Here is a 16,747-nt window from a genome sequence, read left to right as displayed (position 1 = left end):
GAGCCGTGCGTCCATCCGCCCGGCCCCTGACCGCCCGCGCCGTGCGCCGAGCCATGGGGAGGCGGCAGCGGAGCCCCCACTGCGTGCTGCATCCGGTGCCACTCCGTCTCGTACGTCTGACCCTGATCGCTCGGCCACCCGGCCGACTTGCTTTCGAACGGTACCGTCACCGGCCGTCCCCGGAACAACGCCGGAAGCCCGCCCCGAGTGCCCGGCCGCCCCTGCGGGCTCTGCCTCCGGCCGCCGTCAGCCGTCCAGTTCTTCGGCGACGGCACGCAGCGCCAGTCGGTACGAGCCGATGCCGAACCCCGCGATCGTGGCACTGGCGACCGCCGCGACGACCGACGTGTGGCGGAATTCCTCACGTGTGTACGGGTTCGAGATGTGCACCTCGATCAGCGGCGCGGTGCGCTGCGCCGCGGCGTCGCGCATTCCGTACGAATAGTGCGTGAACGCCCCGGGGTTGAGGACGACGGGGATCGATCCGTCGGCCGCCTCGTGCAGCCAGCGGATCAGCTCCCCCTCGTCGTTCGTCTCGCGCACGTCGACGTCCAGGCCCAGTTCCTTGCCGGTCGACTGGCAGGTCTCCACAAGTCCGGCGTACGAGACGGAGCCGTAGACGTCCGGTTCGCGCGAGCCCAGCCGGCCCAGGTTGGGGCCGTTGAGCACCAGGACCCGACGGGTCACCCGGACACCTCCCCGTACGCGGCGAGCAGCACCGCCGGGTCCGGTCCCTCCAGCACGGTCGGCTTGGCCAGACCGTCGAGGACGATGAAACGCAGCAGGTCACCGCGGGACTTCTTGTCGACCTTCATGGTTTCGAGCAGCTTGGGCCACTGGTCGCCGCGGTAGGTCAGCGGCAGTCCGACGGACTTGAGGACGGCGCTGTGCCGGTCGGCGGTGGCGTCGTCGAGCCGGCCCGCGAGCCGGCCGAGTTCGGCGGCGAAGACCATGCCGATGGAGACGGCGGCGCCGTGCCGCCATTTGTAGCGTTCGTTCTTCTCGATGGCGTGGGCGAGCGTGTGACCGTAGTTGAGGATCTCGCGTACGCCGGACTCCTTGAGGTCGTTGGACACGACCTCGGCCTTGACCCGGATGGAGCGCTCGATCAGCTCGGCGGTGTGCGGTCCGGCGGGGGTGCGCGCGCCCTCGGGGTCGGCCTCCACCAGATCGAGAATGGCCGGATCGGCGATGAATCCGGCCTTGATGATCTCGGCCATGCCGCTCACGTAGTCGTGCACGGGCAGCGAGTCCAGCGCCGCGAGGTCGCAGAGGACTCCGGCGGGCGGGTGGAAGGCGCCGACGAGGTTCTTGCCCTCGGCGGTGTTGATGCCGGTCTTGCCGCCGATCGCCGCGTCGACCATGCCGAGGACGGTCGTCGGTACGGCGATCCACCGCACCCCGCGCAGCCAGGTCGCGGCGACGAAGCCCGCGACGTCCGTCGTGGCGCCGCCGCCGACGCCCACGATGACGTCGCTGCGGGTGAAGCCGGTCTGGCCGAGCGCCTTCCAGCAGTAGGCGGCGACCTCGACGGTCTTGGCCTCCTCCGCGTTCGGGAGCTGGATGGCGACCGCCTCGTACCCCTGGTCCGCGAGGTCCTGGCGCAGGGTCTCCCCGGTCTCGGCGAGCGCCTCCGGGTGCAGCACGGCGACACGCTTGGCCCGGGGGCCGACGAGTACGGGCAGTTCGCCCAGCAGCCGCCGGCCGATCAGCACCTCGTACGGGTCGTGGCCCGCGGTGCCGCCGACCTGGATCCGGGTGACCTGCTGGTCCTGGTCCGTCGTCATGCCTGGTTCTCCTTGCCGGGGGTGGCGGACGGATCCGCGCCGGGGACGGCCGCCGTGCCCAGTTCCAGCGCCTCGATGACGGCTTCGGCGACTTCTTCGGGCGCCCGTTCGTCGGTCGGGACGACCGCGCGCGCGACCTCCGTGTAGAGGGCGCGGCGCTCCTCCATCAACTGCTTCCACTGCTGGCGGGGGTTGATGGCGAGCAGCGGGCGGGCCAGACCGAGCCCGGTGCGCCGGACCGCCTCGTTCGCCTCCATGGAGAGATACACGACGGGGAGCCCGGCGAGCAGTCCGCGGGTGTCCTTGTCGAGGATCGCGCCGCCGCCGAGCGCGAGGACGCCGGGGTGTTCGGCGAGCGCGCTCCGTACGGCGGCCCGCTCCAGCTCGCGGAAGTGCTCCTCGCCGTCCTCGAAGAAGATGTCCGAGATCTCCCGGCCCTCGGCGGCGACGATGTCCGCGTCGGTGTCCCGGTAGCCGGTGTCGAGGCGTTCGGCGAGCAGCGCGCCGACGGTGGTCTTGCCGACCCCCATGGGGCCGATCAGGACGATCAGCGGGCCGCTCATCGGACCACCAGGTTCTCGAGGTAGGACTCGACGTTGCGGCGGGTCTCGGGGACGCTGTCGCCGCCGAACTTCTCGGCCACGGCGTCGGCGAGGGTCAGCGCGACCATGGCCTCGGCGACGATGCCCGCGGCGGGCACCGCGCAGACGTCGGAGCGCTGGTGGTGCGCCTTGGCGGGCTCGCCGGTGGCGACGTCGACGGTGGCGAGCGCGCGGGGTACGGTCGCGATGGGCTTCATCGCGGCCCGTACGCGCAGCAGTTCACCCGTCGTCAGACCGCCTTCGGTGCCGCCGGAGCGGCCCGATGCGCGCCTGATGCCCTCGTCGGTGACCATGATCTCGTCGTGCGCCCGGGAGCCGGGCACCCGGGCGAGGTCGAAGCCGTCGCCGACCTCGACGCCCTTGATGGCCTGGATGCCCATGAGGGCGGCGGCGAGCCGGGCGTCGAGTCTGCGGTCCCAGTGGACGTGGCTGCCGAGGCCGACGGGCACGCCGTACGCCAGTACCTCGACCACACCGCCGAGGGTGTCGCCGTCCTTGTGGGCCTGGTCGATCTCGGCGACCATCGCGTCGCTCGCCTCGGGGTCCAGGCAGCGGACGGGGTCGGCGTCGAGCCGCTCGACGTCGCCCGGGGCCGGGTACACGCCGTACGGGGCCTTGGCGGTGGCCAGTTCGACGACGTGCGACACGATCTCGATCCCGGCGGTCTCCTTCAGGTACGACCGCGCGACCGCGCCGAGCGCGACCCTGGCCGCGGTCTCGCGGGCGCTGGCGCGCTCCAGGATGGGCCGGGCCTCGGACGCCCCGTACTTCTGCATGCCCGCGAGATCGGCGTGCCCGGGGCGCGGGCGGGTCAGCGGCTCGTTACGGGCGAGACCGGCCAGCACGTCGGGGTCGACCGGGTCGGCCGCCATGACCTGTTCCCATTTGGGCCACTCGGTGTTGCCGATCATGATCGCGACGGGCGATCCCATGGTCAGGCCGTGCCGTACGCCGCCGAGGAAGGTGACCTCGTCGCGCTCGAACTTCATGCGTGCGCCGCGTCCGTAGCCCAGGCGCCGCCGGGCGAGATGGTCGCCGACGATCTCCGTGGTGATCGGTACACCCGCGGGAAGGCCCTCCAGAGTCGCGACGAGTGCGGGGCCGTGCGACTCCCCCGCGGTCAGCCAGCGCAACCTGCTCAACGGTGCTCCTCGGTAACTCTCGACAGCTTCGACGGTACGAATCCGGTACGCATCCTCAGGTCCTCGATCCTGCCATGACCGGCCCCCCGTTCCGTGACTCGTCCAGCCAGCGGATAGGTGGGCGAGCCGTCAGCTCCGGTGAGCCTCGAGTGCCTGTTCGCCGGCCTTGCGCATCACGGCGAGCGGCGCGGGCGCCCGGCCGGTCATCAGCTCGACCTGGAGGACGGCCTGGTGCACGAGGAGATCGAGCCCGCCGACCACGGGGCCGCCCTGCGCGGACCACGCGGCGGCGAGCACGGTGGGCCAGGGGTCGTACAGCACGTCGAAGAGGGTTCCGGGGCGGCCGGGGACGCGCGGCGCCAGCGCGTCGGTGGCTCCGGCGGGGGTCGTCGCGATCACCAGTGGCGCGGTGAGGGCGTCGGCGGCGTCGGACCAGTCGGCGGTGCGGACGTCGACACCGAGCCGTACCCCCCAGCCGCGCATCTCGGCGGCGCGGGCCTCGCTTCGTACGTAGGCGGTGACCGGGCCCGCGCAGAGCTGCGAGAGCGCGGCGAGCGCGGACGACGCCGTCGCGCCGGCGCCGAGGACGGCCGCGGACTCCACGGCGGTGACACCGCGCTCGCGCAGGGCGGCGAGTATGCCGGGGATGTCGGTGTTGTCGCCCGTGCGGCGGCCGTCGCCGTCGATGACGACGGTGTTGACGGCCTCCACCGACGCCGCCGTCCCGCTGACGGCGTCGAGGAGCGGGATGACGGCGCGCTTCAGCGGCATGGTCAGCGAGAGTCCGGCCCAGGAGGGGTCGAGCCCCGCGAGGAAGGCCGGGAGCTGTGCCTCGGCCACCTCGAAGCGGTCGTACGACCAGTCGGTGAGGCCCAGTTCCGCGTACGCCGCCCGGTGCAGTACCGGGGAGAGCGAGTGCGCGATGGGCGATCCGAGGACGGCCGCCCTGCGTCCGGTGGTGCTAGTCGTTCGCATTCTTCCGTCGCTCGTTGAATTCCTTGACCAGCTTCTCGTGCTCGGCCAGGGTCTTGGTGAATTCGGTGGTCTTGCCGTCGATGGAGATGAAGAACATCCAGGCGCCCGGGTCCGGCGCCTTGGTGGCACTCAGCGCGTCCGCGCCCGGATTTCCGATCGGTCCCGGCGGAAGACCCTTGTGGAAGTACGTGTTGTACGGGTCCGGGTTGTTCCTGATCTCCGAGGTGGAGATGTCGATCTCGCTCTCGTTCTTCAGGTAGTTGAACGCGGAGTCGAATTCGAGCTTCTGGTTGGTGGCGGTGTTCGTCGGCTTGAGCCTGTTGAAGACGACGGACGCCATCTTCTTGAAGTCGTCGTGCGTGATGCCCTCGGCCTGGACCAGGCTGGCGACGGTGACGACGTCGAGCGGCGAGTCGAGACCGAGCTTCTCGGCCGATCCTTCCAGGTCGTACTTCTCGTACTCCTGGTTGGAGCGCGCGACCATCTGCTTGAGGACGTCCTCCGGCTTGGTCTTCTCACCGATCTCGTAGCGCGCGGGGTAGAGGAATCCTTCGAGCGGATCCTTTATGTTCTTGTCGTCGTCGGCCCAGTCCGGCAGGCCGAGTTTGTCCGCCTCGGCCTTGGCGACGTCCGCGGTGGTACCGGGGTCGAGCTTGAGCTTGGTGTCGATGAACTCGTACACCGTGACGGCGCGGACGCCCTCGGCGATGGTCAGTGAATTCAGATTGGCCGGGTTGGTCATGAGCTCGACCGCGGCCTTGGCCGACATTTCCTTCTTCATCGGGTAGAGGCCGGGCTGGATGGCTTTGCCCTTGGGGTGTTCGCCCGCCGCGTCGATGAATGCCTGCGCGCTCTTCACCACGCCGCTCTTCTTGAGCAGGCCGCCCATTTCGGCGAGGCCGGCTCCCTGCGGGATCTCGACCTGGACGGTGCCCGTACCGGCGCCCGCGAAGTCGGCGGGCGGGCCGAAGCGTTCCTGCCAGAACTGGTAGGCGTAGTACCCGCCGCCGGCCACACCGGCGACGAGGACGAGGGAGGCCACGAGGCAGGCGCCGCCGCCGCGGCTCTTCTTCTTCGACTTGCCGCGGCGGTCACGGCCGCCTCCGCCGCGCCGGCCGTCGCCCTCGTCGTCGTACTCCGGGTCGTCGTCCCGGTCGTCCCGGTCGTCCAGGAGACGGGGACGGTCGTCGTCGCGGCCGTTGTCCTGGTCCGTGCCGGTGAAGAACGGATGCGTCTCCTCCGGCTGCGGGTACGCCTCGGACGCGCCGTACGGGTCGGGGCTCTCGCCGCCGTAGCCGGGACTCTGCTGACCCGCGTAGGGGTCGCCGCCCTGGTTCTCGCCGCCGTACGGCATGGCGCCCTGCTGGCCGGTGTCCCAACCGCCGCCGTACTGGGGGTCGTTGGGCTGACCTCCGGTGTACTGCGGCTGGTTGCCGTACTGCGGGTCGCCGTACTGCTGCTGGTACTGGGGCTGCTGCTGGGAGTCGTACTGCTGCTGTTGCTGGTGCTGAGGGTGCTGCTGCGGATGTTGCGGCTGCTGGGAATGCTGCTGCTGCGCGTACTGCTGCTGACCGGTGTCCCAGCCGCCACCGTCGTACTGGGGGTCGTACCCCTGCTGAGGCTGCTGCTGCGCGTACTGCTGCTGGCCCGTGTCCCAGCCACCGCCGTCGTACTGGTACTGCGGGTCGTACTGCTGCTGAGAGTGGGGCTGCTGCTGCGGGTGGGGGTTCTGAGGCTGAGCCTGGGCGTCGTACGGGGCCCGGCCGTCGCCGGCCTGCTGCGCCCCCCATCCCTGGTCCCCGTAAAGGGGATCCTCGGGGTGCCACGGTTCAGGGCCTCGGCCCCGGCCATAGTCAGTCATCGATCCCCTAGAGCCGCGAGGCGACCGGTGCCGGGCACGGATGGCCCGGTGTCCGTAACGCCTCTCTTTGTGCGGCAGTTGTTCGAATCCCCGCCGCATCGCGCGGAACGTTACCGTATCGCGATCAGACGACCTTCATCCGCGCAGGCAGATAACCGTAAGTATGTTCCGGTTTCGCCTGATCAGGTGTCTCAGCCCTGAACCCGCACGCCCTCACCGGGCGGTGCGCCGGAGGCTCTCTCCGACTCCAGCGCGTTCTGCAGGATGATGACGGCCGCCACCTGGTCGATGACGGATCTGCCCTTCTTGGCCTTCACGCCCGAGGCGCGCAGTCCCTGGCCGGCGGTCACCGTGGTCATTCTCTCATCCACCAGACGCACCGGAACGGGCGCGATACGACGTGCCACTTCCTCCGCGAACGCCCTTACCTTGACCGCCGCCGGGCCCTCACCGCCGTTGAGCGAGCGGGGCAGGCCGACCACGACCTCGATCGGCTCGTACTCCTCCACCAGCTGCACGAGCCGTCTGTGGGCGGCCGGGACATCACGTCCCGGCACGGTCTCCACCGGTGTCGCCAGGACCCCGTCGGGGTCGCACGAGGCGACCCCGATCCGGGCGTCCCCGACATCGACGGCCAGTCTGCGCCCCCGGCGCGGGAGCGCCGTCATGTCGTCACGTCCCCGGCCACGGACTCAGGCCGTCTCGGCGACGAGGCGCTCGACGGCGGCCACGGCGTCCCCGATGGCCTCCGGGTTCTGACCGCCGCCCTGGGCGACGTCCGGCTTGCCGCCGCCTCCGCCACCCAGGGTCTTGGCGGCGGCGCGCACCAGGTCGCCGGCCTTGAACCCGCGCTCACGGGCGGCCTCGTTGGTGGCGATGACCGTCAGCGGGCGACCGCCCACCGTCGTGAACAGCGCGACGACGGCCGGCCGGTCCCCGGCGATGCGCCCGCGCACATCGAGCACCAGCCTGCGCAGGTCGTCGGCCGACGTGCCGTCCGGCACCTGGCCGGTGACCAGGGCCGTGCCCCGTACGTCCTTGGCGCCCTCGACGAGTCCGGCGGCGGCGGCCAGCACCTTCTCCGCGCGGAACTTCTCGATCTCCTTCTCGGCGTCCTTCAACTTGGCGAGCATCCCGGCGATCTTCTCCGGCAGCTCCTCGGAGCGGCCCTTCACCAGCTCCTGGAGCTGGGCGACGACCGTGTGCTCCCTGGCGAGGAAGTTGTACGCGTCCACGCCCACCAGCGCCTCGATACGGCGCACGCCGGAGCCGATCGAGGACTCGCCGAGCAGCTTCACCAGACCCAGCTGGGCTGTGTTGTGCACGTGCGTGCCGCCGCACAGCTCCTTGGAGAAGTCGCCGATGGTGACGACCCGGACCCACTCGCCGTACTTCTCGCCGAACTCGGCGATGGCGCCCTGCTTCTTGGCCTCGTCGATGGACATGACCTCGGCCTGGACGTCGAGTTCACGGGCGAGCACTTCGTTGATCTTCTGCTCGACGTCGGTGAGGACCGTGCCGGGTACGGCGGCGGGCGAGCCGAAGTCGAAGCGGAAGCGGCCCGGCGAGTTCTCCGAACCGGCCTGGGCGGCCGTCGGGCCGAGAGCGTCGCGCAGCGCCTGGTGCGTCAGATGGGTGGCGCTGTGGGCGCGGGCGATGGCGCGCCGCCGCCGGGTGTCGATGGCGGCGAACGCGGCGGAGCCCACCGTGACCTCGCCGACCTGTACGGAGCCCTTGTGCACGGAGACGCCGGGGACCGGCTGCTGGACGTCGCGCACCTGGATGACGGCGCCGGTGTCGAGCTTGATCCGGCCCTGGTCGGCGAGCTGTCCGCCGCCCTCGGCGTAGAACGGGGTGCGGTCGAGGACGACTTCGACCTCGTCGCCCTCGGTGGCGGCGGGCGACGGCACTCCGTCGACGAGCAGGCCGACGATCCGCGACTCGCCCTCGGTGCCGGTGTAGCCGGTGAACTCGGTGGAGCCGGAGGTGTCGGCGACCTCGCGGTAGGCGGAGAGGTCGGCGTGGCCGGTCTTCTTGGCCTTGGCGTCGGCCTTGGCCCGGTCCCGCTGCTCCTTCATGAGCCTGCGGAAGCCGTCCTCGTCCACGGACAGGCCCTGTTCGGCGGCCATTTCGAGGGTGAGGTCGATCGGGAAGCCCCAGGTGTCGTGGAGCAGGAACGCCTTGTCACCGGCCAGGACGGAGCCCCCGGCGGCCTTGGTCTCCGTGACGGCGGTGTCGAGGATGTTGGTGCCGCCCTTGATGGCCTTGAGGAAGGCGGCTTCCTCGGCGAGGGCGACGGTCTCGATGCGCTTGCGGTCGGTGATCAGCTCGGGGTACTGCTCGCCCATGGATCCGATGACGACGTCGAGCAGTTCGGCGACGACCGGTCCGGTGGCGCCGAGGAGGCGCATGTTGCGGACGGCGCGGCGCAGGATGCGGCGCAGGACGTAGCCCCGGCCCTCGTTGCCGGGGGTGACCCCGTCGCCGATGAGCATCACGGAGGTGCGCATGTGGTCGGTGACGACGCGCAGGGAGACGTCCGAGGCGGGGTCGGTGCCGTAGCGGACACCGGTCAGTTCGGTGGCCTTGTCGATGACGGCCATCGACGTGTCGATCTCGAACATGTTGTGGACGCCCTGGAGGACCATGGCGAGACGTTCGAGGCCGAGGCCGGTGTCGATGTTCCTGGAGGGGAGGTCGCCCAGGATCTCGAAGTTCTCCTTGCCCTCTCCCTCGCCGCGCTCGTACTGCATGAAGACCAGGTTCCAGATCTCCACGTAGCGCTCGTCGTTGACGGCGGGGCCGCCCTCTTCGCCGAACTCGGGGCCGCGGTCGTAGAAGATCTCCGAGCAGGGTCCGCAGGGGCCGGGCACGCCCATGGACCAGTAGTTCTCCTTCATACCCAGCCGCTGGAGCCGCTCGGCGGGGAAACCGACCTTGTCGGTCCAGATGGCGGCGGCCTCGTCGTCGTCCAGGTAGACGGTGACCCAGAGCCTCTCCGGGTCCAGGCCGTAACCGCCGTCCGCCACGGAGCTGGTCAGCAGCTCCCAGGCGAGCGGGATGACGCCTTCCTTGAAGTAGTCACCGAAGGAGAAGTTGCCGCACATCTGGAAGAACGTGCCGTGCCGGGTGGTCTTGCCGACCTCTTCGATGTCCGGCGTACGGACGCACTTCTGGACGCTGGTCAGGCGCGGGGCCGGCGGCTTGGCCTCGCCGAGGAAGTACGGCTTGAAGGGCACCATGCCCGCGGGGACCAGCAGCAGAGTCGGGTCGTCCGCGATGAGCGACGCCGAAGGGACGACGGTGTGCCCGCGCTCCTCGAAGAAGCTCAGCCAGCGGCGGCGGATTTCGGCCGACTCCATCAGTGGTCCTCATTCCGGTTGTGCGGTGTGCGCGAGTTGAATCTGTCGCTGTGGTCGTGGTCTTGCCGGTACTCGTCGGACCGGCGTTCCGCGCGGGCCTCGACGGCGAGGCGGCGGTTCGCGGGGAGTTCGGGGCCGGCGGGTGCGTCGAGCCCCAGCACCTCGCCGAGTTCGGACTCGCGCTGGGCCATGCCCGCCCGGACGTCGAGTGCGAAGTCCTTGAGCCGGTGTCCCGCGTCGACCGCCCTGTTGGCGGCCTGCGCGGCGAGGCTCTCGGGCGTCAACTGCCGGAGTTTGGTGTGGACCTTGGTGGTGGCCCACACGCCGGCCGCCGCGCCCGCGGTGAACCAGAACGTACGGCGGAACATCGGCCTCAGCCCTTCTGCTTCCTGCTGCGTCGGGCGGCCGGAACGGTCCTGCCCACGATGACGGTGCGGCGCCCGCGCGCGGCGGGCGCCGGCGCCTCACGGTCGGCGCGTGCCGGCTCGGCCGGAGCCTTGCGGCTCATCGCCCGCCGTACGCCGTAGCCGAACGCCGCGACCTTGACGAGGGGTCCGCCGAAGGTCGACGCCACGGTGGTGGAGAGCGCCGAGGCGTTGGAGGTGACCTCCTGGACGTCCGACGCGATGGCGTCGACCCGGTCGAGCTGGTTCTGCGCCGCGCGCACCGTCTCCGAGGCGTCGGCCAGCAGCGGTACGGCCTGATCGGTCACGTCCGCCACGAGTTTGGTGGTCGCCTTGAGCGTCTGGGCCAGCCTCACGAGCACCACGGCGAGGAGGGTGACCAGAACCGCCCAGAAGACGGCCACCAGGATCCCGGCAACCTCTCCACCGGTCACGCTGCACCGCTCTCTGCGTCGGGACCGTCCCCCGCGGTCGCGGGGAACATGTCGTTGTCGGCCGGCCCGGATCCGACGGATCCGGGCGGCCTCGGAAGTCCTCAGTCGAGCCTATCGCGCCCGGAGTGGCTCCCCGTACCGGTTTGACGCGGTCGCGGACCCTACCTCATCCGCGGGCGCGGGGAGGGCGAGTCGCGACGGCGGATTGTACGCAGTGCTTCCGTGTGAGTACTGTGCGTGTCCCATGCGACCTGTCCCCGGCAATCTCCCCGCGGAGCTGAACCGGTTCGTGGGCCGTGCCGACGAACTGGCCGAGCTGACGCGCCTTCTCACCGAATTCCGGCTGATCACCCTGGTCGGGGTGGGCGGTGTCGGCAAGACGCGGCTGGCCGTTCAGGCGGCCCGGCGCGCGTCACCGGCTCCGGGCCCGGCCCCGGGTACGGAGCTTCTGGAGAAACGCTACTGCGACGGTGTGTGGCTCGCCGAACTCTCCTCGATCCGCGATCCCGGACTGCTCGACCACGCGCTCGTCGACGCCCTGCGCATCACCGACCACAGCGGCCGGCCGCCTCGTGAGGTGCTGCGCGCCCATCTCGCCGACCGCCGTCTCCTGCTGGTGCTGGACGGTTTCGAGCAGCTCGTCGCCCCGTGCGCGGAGCTGGTACGGGACCTGTTGCGCCGCTGCCCCGGCCTCCGGGTGCTGGCCGCCGGCCGCCGGCCGCTCCGGCTGGAGGGCGAACGCGCCTTCCCGCTGGCCCCGATGGACGAGCCCGACGCGGCGCGGCTCTTCGCCGACCGGGCCGCCGGCGTACTGGCCGGGAGCTGCCCGCCGAGCGAACACGACGACGCCGTACGGGAGTTGTGCCGACGTCTGGACGGCATTCCGCTCGCGCTCGAACTGGCCGCCGCCCGGCTGCGCGTCCTGTCCCCCGACCAGATCCTCCGCCGGATCGACGACCGCTTCCGCCTGCTCACCGACGGCGCGCGCGGCGAACTGCCGCGCCACCGCACGCTCCGTACCGCGATCGGCTGGAGCCATGAACTGTGCACCCCCGCCGAGCGGTTGCTGTGGGCACGGCTGTCGGTCTTCGCCGGGCCCTTCGACCTGGAGGCCGTCGAGTACGTGTGCGTCGGCCCCGATCTGCCGGCCGGGAGCGTCCTCGACGTACTCGGCGAGCTGATCGCCCAGTCCGTGGTCGTACGCGAGGACACGGCCGCCGGGGTCCGCTACCGGATGCTGGACACGGTGCGGGCGTACGGCGCCGAGTGGCTGGACGCCCTGGCGGACACGGGCCGGATGCGCAGACGGCACCGTGACTGGTACATGGGCCTGGCCACCTGGTGCGAGCTGGACTGGTTCAGCCCGCGGCAGGCGGAGATCGCCGCCTGCGCCGACAGCGCGCTGCCCAATCTGCGGGCCGCCATCGAACTCTGCCTGGAGACCGCGGGCGAGAGCTATCTGGGCCGGTATCTGGCGGGCACGCTCTGGTTCTACTGGGCGGGCTGCGGACGGCTCACCGAAGGCCGGCACTGGCTGGACCGGGCGCTCGCGCCGGCCGCCCGGCCCGGCGACCCACCGCACGAGGCGTCGTACGAACCGCCGCACGAGGGGTCACGGCACGACGACTCACGGCTCAAGGCGCTGTGGGTACTGGGCTATGTGGCGATCCTCCAGGGCGACAACACGGCGGCGGTGGGCGCGCTGCACGTGTGCCGGGACGAGGCCGCCCGTACCGGTAACGCGCTGGCGCACGCCTACGCGGTGCACCGGCTGGGCTGTCTCGCGCTCCTCACCGGCGACATGGAGCGCGCCGAGCGGCTGCTGCGCTCCGCGCTCGGCTCGTACGGGGAACTGGGCGAGATCAACAGCAACGTACTGATGGGCCGGGCGGAACTCGCGCTGTCACTCGTCTTCCTGGGCGACCTGGACGCGGCCGTGGCGCTGTGCGCCGAGGTGCGGGAGGTCTGCGAGGAGAGCGGAGAGCGCTGGGCCCGCGCCTACGCGCTCCACGTCCACGCGTACGCGGCCTGGACGCGCGGCCGGCTCGCCGAGGCACGCGCCCTGCTGGCCGAGGCCGTCACCATCCACCACACCTTCAACGACCTGGTCGGCCTGGTCCTGGCGATGGAGCTGATGGCGCTGGTGACGGCGGGCGAGGGGGACCCGGCGGAGGCCGCGGTGCTCCAGGGCGCCGCCGCCCGGCTCTGGCCGTCGGTCGGGGTTCCCCTGTTCGGCTCCGCCACGTTCGGGGCCCCGCACGAGCGGTGCGAGCGGCGGGCGAGGGAGGCGCTGGGGGCGCGGGCGTACGACGCCCGTGTGGCGGAGGGGCGCGCCCTGTCGCAGGCGGCGGCCGTCGAGCGGGCGCTGGCCGGGCCGCGCGGGGTGTCCGCGTCCGTGCCGCCGGGCCGGCCGTCGGGCGACCGTGCTCCGGCGCGGGAGAGGGAGACCGCGCGGGACCAGGGCCGGGGGACGGGCCGGGAAACGCGAGAGCCCGCCGGCTCCCCCGGCCAGATCGGCGGGGAAGCGGCGGGCTGAAGCGCGGTCGATCGCGGTGACGCGAACTACGCCTGGATCAGCGGGTGATCAGCGGGCGTAGTACTCGACGACGAGCTGCTCGTCGCAGATGACCGGGATTTCCTTGCGCAGCGGGTCACGGTCCAGACGGAACGCCAGGGCCTTCAGGTTGACCTGGAGGTAGCGCGGGGTCTCGCCGTCCGTGTCGTAGCCACCCTCGCGGGCGACCTGGAAGGGAACCTTCTCGCGGCTGCGCTCGCGGACCATGATGACGTCGTCGGGGCGGACGCGGAACGACGGCTTGTCGACCTTGCCGCCGTTGACCTCGATGTGGCCGTGGACGACCATCTGACGGGCCTGGTAGATGGTGCGGGCGATGCCCGAACGCAGGACCAGGGCGTCGAGACGACGCTCGAGCTCGACGACCAGGGCCTCGCCGGTCTTGCCGCCGGCCTTGCGGGCGCGGTCGTAGGCGCGGGCCATCTGGCGCTCGCTGATGTCGTACTGGGCACGCAGACGCTGCTTCTCGAGCAGACGGACCTTGTAGTCACTGTTCTGCTTGCGGCCACGGCCGTGCTCGCCCGGCGGGTAGGGACGGGCCTCGAAGTACTTCACGGCCTTCGGCGTCAGCGCGATACCGAGCGCGCGTGACTTCTTGACCTTGGGACGCGACTGGTTAGGCACGTTCTCCAGACCTCCGTTGTAGGTTAGGTTAGGCTCACCTTACTCAAAGGAGATCGCATGTCTCGTCGCCCTGGGAACACCACACGCATCACAGACAGTCTCGACGCGCAGGGCATCGATACGACGGAGGTCCGATCAGCTCATGGTCAGCCGCGTCCCAGCGGGCTTGAAATCGCCCGGATGCCGTCAGCAGCCGAGCGCACACGAACTCTCGTACAGAGTACATGCTCAAGCGTGCTGCTCGTCCCGGGCCTGGAAGCGCTGCGGCCCGACCAGTTGATGCCGGACGCGCGGACCGTGGACACCGACGGTGACGTGCTGCTGGCCTTCGCGGCCGACTCCCCCGTCGTCAGGGCGGCGACGCACGCGCAGGCCGACGAACTGGCCGCGGTGCTGGAGATCACCGATGTGGCACCGGTCTCCGTACCCCACCGTATCCGGGGCCGCGCCTGGGTCTCCGGGTGGCTGACCCGCTTCCCGCACGCCGCCGAGCCCGGCCGGACGACGCTGCGGCTGGAGGTCGGCGAGGCGTTCGTGGACGATCTGTGGGGCGCCGAGCCGGTGGAGGCGGACGAGTTCGCCGCGGCCGTGGCGGACCCGCTGTCGGAGCACGAGGCCGAACTGCTCCAGCATCTGCACGCCGCGCACAGCGCCGAGGTGGGGACGCTGCGCTCGCTGCTCGGCGAGCGGTCCGGCGGGACGGCGGCCGTACCGGTCGGTGTGGACCGCTTCGGGCTGCGGGTCCGCTTCACGGGCGTCAACTGCTTCGACGCCCGCTTCGACTTCCCCGAGCCGGTGCGTGATGTGAGCGAACTGCGCCGCGCCATGCACGCGCTCTTCGACGCGGCGGGCCGCTGAGCCGCCGGGACGGCGGGGGCGACCGGGAGACGCGCGACGCTCAGTTGGCGGGGGCGTCGCCGCGCAGCCGTGTCCGGACCTTCTCGACCACGTCCGCGTACCGCGCCTCCGCGCCGTACCGCGTCGGTTCGTAGTACCGCTTGCCCCGCACCTCTTCCGGGGCGTACTGCTGCGCGGCGATACCGCCCGGCACATCGTGCGGATAGACGTACCCCTGTGCGTGACCGAGCTTGGCCGCGCCCTTGTAGTGACCGTCGCGCAGATGCGGCGGTACGGGGCCGGCCAGCCCCTTCTTCACATCCTCCAGCGCGGCCGAGATCGCGGTCGTCGCCGCGTTCGACTTGGGGGCCAGCGCCAGCGCGATGGTGGCGTGGCTCAGGGTGAGCGCGGCCTCGGGGAAGCCGATCATCGCCACGGCCTGGGCCGCCGCGACGGCGGTGGGCAGGGCCGTCGGGTCGGCCAGGCCGATGTCCTCGCTGGCCGAGATCATCAGCCGGCGGGCGATGAACCGGGGGTCCTCGCCCGCCTCGATCATGCGGGCCAGATAGTGCAGGGCCGCGTCCACGTCCGAGCCGCGGATCGACTTGATGAGCGCGCTCGCCACGTCGTAGTGCTGGTCGCCGTCGCGGTCGTACTTCACGGCCGCCCGGTCGACCGTCTCCTCGACCGTGCCGAGGCTGATCTCCTTCTCGCCCTTGGAGATCGCGGCGCCCGCCGCGGCCTCCAGGGCGGTCAGGACCCGCCGGGCGTCTCCCCCGGCGATCCGCAGCAGATGCGCCTCGGAGTTTTCGGGGAGCGAGACCGCGCCGCCGAGGCCGCGCTCCTCGGTGAGCGCGCGCCGCAGCAGCGCGCGCAGGTCGTCGTCGGTGAGCGGCTCCAGCGTCAGCAGCAGGGAGCGCGAGAGCAGCGGCGAGATGATCGAGAAGTACGGGTTCTCGGTGGTGGCCGCGATGAGCGTGATCCAGCGGTTCTCCACGGCGGGCAGCAGGGAGTCCTGCTGGGCCTTGCTGAAGCGGTGGATCTCGTCCAGAAAGAGGACGGTCTCCTTGCCGAAGCCGCCGGAGGCACGCCGGGCGCCGTCGATGACGGCGCGGACCTCCTTGACGCCCGCGGTGATCGCGGAGAGCTCCACGAAGCGCGCGTCGGTCGCCTTGGAGACGACATAGGCGAGCGTCGTCTTGCCGGTACCGGGCGGGCCCCACAGGAGCACCGACGAGGGGCCCGCTGGTCCCCTGCCCCGCGCGGCCTGTTCGACCAGTCGCCGCATCGGGGAGCCGGGCTTCAGCAGATGCCGCTGGCCGACGACCTCGTCCAGGACTCGGGGGCGCATCCGTACAGCCAGCGGGCTGCTGGACGGGTCGTTCTCCTGGCGGTCTTCGGCCGCTGCGGTAAAGAGATCGGGCTCCACATTCCGAACCCTATGTCAGCCCACCGACAGGGCGGCCCGGCAGGCGCGACCGGCGGGCGCCCGCGCGGTCAGCCGGTCCAGAAGTCCCACCAGCGGGTCAGGATGAGCATCCCGATGATCCCGGTCCACAGGACGGGAAGCACCCAGTGGAACTCCCCCATCGCGCCGCGCAGCCACCGAGGGGCCGGGATGATCCCGCGTGTGACGTTGTGCGTCGTGACGTAGGAGAACATCACGATCGTCGCCACCCAGGCGAGGCAGCACCACAGGCACAGTGAGCTGATGTTGTACAGCGACTGGTACTGGAGCCAGGTGCAGAAACCGACGCCGAAGAGCATTCCGGCGTTCAGCCCGAGCCAGAACCACCGCCGGTACCGCGCCCCCGCGAGCAGCCCCAGCCCCACACACACCACGACCGCGTAGGTCACCAGGCCCAGCATCGGATTGGGGAAGCCGAAGGCCGACGCCTGGTCGCTCTTCATGATGTTCCCGCACGAGACCACCGGGTTCAGACTGCACCCCGGCGTGAAGCCCGGGTCCTCCAGCAGCTTGAACTTGTCGATCGTGATCACCCACGACGCCAGCACACCCGCCGCGCCCGTCACCACCAGCAGCCACGCCAGCACCCGCCCGGCCCCGATCGGACCGGTGGCGCCGTGCTCCGCCCGGTCGGCGGACACGTCGTCAAGCGCTGCACTCGTCATATCGCCGTTCC

The 16,747-nt window shown here is 71.1% G+C and carries 15 protein-coding genes; 2 read left to right on the top strand and 13 right to left on the bottom strand.

Annotated elements, in window-relative coordinates; translation table 11 throughout:
* Window positions 1-246: 246 nt before the first annotated feature.
* The 10 genes from aroQ to GXP76_RS15550 all read right to left on the bottom strand — a co-directional run bounded on the left by aroQ (window position 247) and on the right by GXP76_RS15550 (window position 10,567).
* On the bottom strand, window positions 247-687 hold the full coding sequence (gene aroQ, locus GXP76_RS15595; RefSeq protein WP_242572109.1) for a type II 3-dehydroquinate dehydratase: 441 nt from the start codon (window positions 685-687) through the stop codon (window positions 247-249).
* On the bottom strand, window positions 684-1,787 hold the full coding sequence (gene aroB, locus GXP76_RS15590) for a 3-dehydroquinate synthase (protein WP_242572108.1): 1,104 nt from the start codon (window positions 1,785-1,787) through the stop codon (window positions 684-686). The genes aroQ and aroB overlap by 4 nt, the downstream gene beginning before the upstream one ends.
* Window positions 1,784-2,350 carry a shikimate kinase gene (locus GXP76_RS15585; protein WP_242572107.1) on the bottom strand — a complete coding sequence of 189 codons (567 nt, stop codon included), beginning with the start codon at window positions 2,348-2,350 and terminating at the stop codon, window positions 1,784-1,786. The genes aroB and GXP76_RS15585 overlap by 4 nt, the downstream gene beginning before the upstream one ends.
* A complete protein-coding gene (gene aroC / locus GXP76_RS15580; protein WP_242572106.1) occupies window positions 2,347-3,531 on the bottom strand; it encodes a chorismate synthase in 1,185 nt (394 codons plus the stop codon). The genes GXP76_RS15585 and aroC overlap by 4 nt, the downstream gene beginning before the upstream one ends.
* Before the next feature lie 129 nt (window positions 3,532-3,660).
* Window positions 3,661-4,506, bottom strand: coding sequence for a shikimate dehydrogenase (locus GXP76_RS15575; RefSeq protein ID WP_242572105.1), 846 nt, complete (start codon window positions 4,504-4,506; stop codon window positions 3,661-3,663).
* A complete protein-coding gene (gene mltG / locus GXP76_RS15570) occupies window positions 4,493-6,367 on the bottom strand; it encodes an endolytic transglycosylase MltG (protein ID WP_242572104.1) in 1,875 nt (624 codons plus the stop codon). Before mltG ends, GXP76_RS15575 begins: the two co-directional genes overlap by 14 nt.
* A 191-nt stretch (window positions 6,368-6,558) precedes the next feature.
* Window positions 6,559-7,035, bottom strand: coding sequence for a Holliday junction resolvase RuvX (ruvX, locus tag GXP76_RS15565; RefSeq protein ID WP_242572103.1), 477 nt, complete (start codon window positions 7,033-7,035; stop codon window positions 6,559-6,561).
* A gap of 24 nt (window positions 7,036-7,059) precedes the next feature.
* A complete protein-coding gene (alaS, locus tag GXP76_RS15560; RefSeq protein WP_242572102.1) occupies window positions 7,060-9,729 on the bottom strand; it encodes an alanine--tRNA ligase in 2,670 nt (889 codons plus the stop codon).
* Window positions 9,729-10,097 carry a DUF6167 family protein gene (locus GXP76_RS15555; protein WP_242572101.1) on the bottom strand — a complete coding sequence of 123 codons (369 nt, stop codon included), beginning with the start codon at window positions 10,095-10,097 and terminating at the stop codon, window positions 9,729-9,731. Before GXP76_RS15555 ends, alaS begins: the two co-directional genes overlap by 1 nt.
* A 5-nt stretch (window positions 10,098-10,102) precedes the next feature.
* Window positions 10,103-10,567 (bottom strand): DUF948 domain-containing protein, encoded by a 465-nt coding sequence (locus GXP76_RS15550; RefSeq protein ID WP_242572100.1) that lies wholly within the window; start codon window positions 10,565-10,567, stop codon window positions 10,103-10,105.
* A 244-nt stretch (window positions 10,568-10,811) separates the two neighbouring features.
* Here GXP76_RS15550 and GXP76_RS15545 point away from each other — a divergent pair, with 244 nt between their 5' ends.
* Window positions 10,812-13,103: a regulator gene (locus GXP76_RS15545; RefSeq protein WP_242572099.1), complete on the top strand. Its 2,292-nt coding sequence runs from the start codon at window positions 10,812-10,814 to the stop codon at window positions 13,101-13,103.
* A gap of 48 nt (window positions 13,104-13,151) precedes the next feature.
* Here GXP76_RS15545 and rpsD read toward each other — a convergent pair whose 3' ends face one another.
* Entirely contained in the window at window positions 13,152-13,766 is a 615-nt protein-coding gene (gene rpsD / locus GXP76_RS15540) for a 30S ribosomal protein S4 (RefSeq protein WP_023542962.1), read from the bottom strand.
* 180 nt (window positions 13,767-13,946) lie between these two features.
* On the opposite strand from rpsD, the gene GXP76_RS15535 reads away from it, so the two are divergent.
* A complete protein-coding gene (locus tag GXP76_RS15535; RefSeq protein ID WP_242572098.1) occupies window positions 13,947-14,624 on the top strand; it encodes a DUF2470 domain-containing protein in 678 nt (225 codons plus the stop codon).
* Window positions 14,625-14,664: 40 nt separating this feature from the next.
* On the opposite strand, the gene GXP76_RS15530 is transcribed toward GXP76_RS15535, so the two are convergent.
* Together GXP76_RS15530 and GXP76_RS15525 are read right to left on the bottom strand one after the other, a co-directional pair.
* On the bottom strand, window positions 14,665-16,032 hold the full coding sequence (locus tag GXP76_RS15530; protein ID WP_242572097.1) for a replication-associated recombination protein A: 1,368 nt from the start codon (window positions 16,030-16,032) through the stop codon (window positions 14,665-14,667).
* 68 nt (window positions 16,033-16,100) lie between these two features.
* Window positions 16,101-16,736, bottom strand: a complete 636-nt coding sequence (locus tag GXP76_RS15525; protein ID WP_242572096.1) for a vitamin K epoxide reductase family protein — start codon at window positions 16,734-16,736, stop codon at window positions 16,101-16,103.
* Window positions 16,737-16,747 lie beyond the last annotated feature (11 nt).

The organism is Streptomyces sp. NP-1717 (genome assembly GCF_022695985.1).
GTDB lineage: Bacteria > Actinomycetota > Actinomycetes > Streptomycetales > Streptomycetaceae > Streptomyces.
This window is presented reverse-complemented; position numbering and strand designations above follow the sequence as displayed.

Bases quoted from the DNA above. Each gene is read 5' to 3' on its own strand.
- aroB (WP_242572108.1), bottom strand. From the start codon at position 1,787: ATGACGACGGACCAGGACCAGCAGGTCACCCGGATCCAGGTCGGCGGC.
- GXP76_RS15585 (WP_242572107.1), bottom strand. From the start codon at position 2,350: ATGAGCGGCCCGCTGATCGTCCTGATCGGCCCCATGGGGGTCGGCAAG.
- GXP76_RS15575 (WP_242572105.1), bottom strand. From the start codon at position 4,506: ATGCGAACGACTAGCACCACCGGACGCAGGGCGGCCGTCCTCGGATCG.
- mltG (WP_242572104.1), bottom strand. From the start codon at position 6,367: ATGACTGACTATGGCCGGGGCCGAGGCCCTGAACCGTGGCACCCCGAG.
- ruvX (WP_242572103.1), bottom strand. From the start codon at position 7,035: ATGACGGCGCTCCCGCGCCGGGGGCGCAGACTGGCCGTCGATGTCGGG.
- alaS (WP_242572102.1), bottom strand. From the start codon at position 9,729: ATGGAGTCGGCCGAAATCCGCCGCCGCTGGCTGAGCTTCTTCGAGGAG.
- GXP76_RS15555 (WP_242572101.1), bottom strand. From the start codon at position 10,097: ATGTTCCGCCGTACGTTCTGGTTCACCGCGGGCGCGGCGGCCGGCGTG.
- GXP76_RS15545 (WP_242572099.1), top strand. From the start codon at position 10,812: ATGCGACCTGTCCCCGGCAATCTCCCCGCGGAGCTGAACCGGTTCGTG.
- GXP76_RS15535 (WP_242572098.1), top strand. From the start codon at position 13,947: ATGCCGTCAGCAGCCGAGCGCACACGAACTCTCGTACAGAGTACATGC.
- GXP76_RS15525 (WP_242572096.1), bottom strand. From the start codon at position 16,736: ATGACGAGTGCAGCGCTTGACGACGTGTCCGCCGACCGGGCGGAGCAC.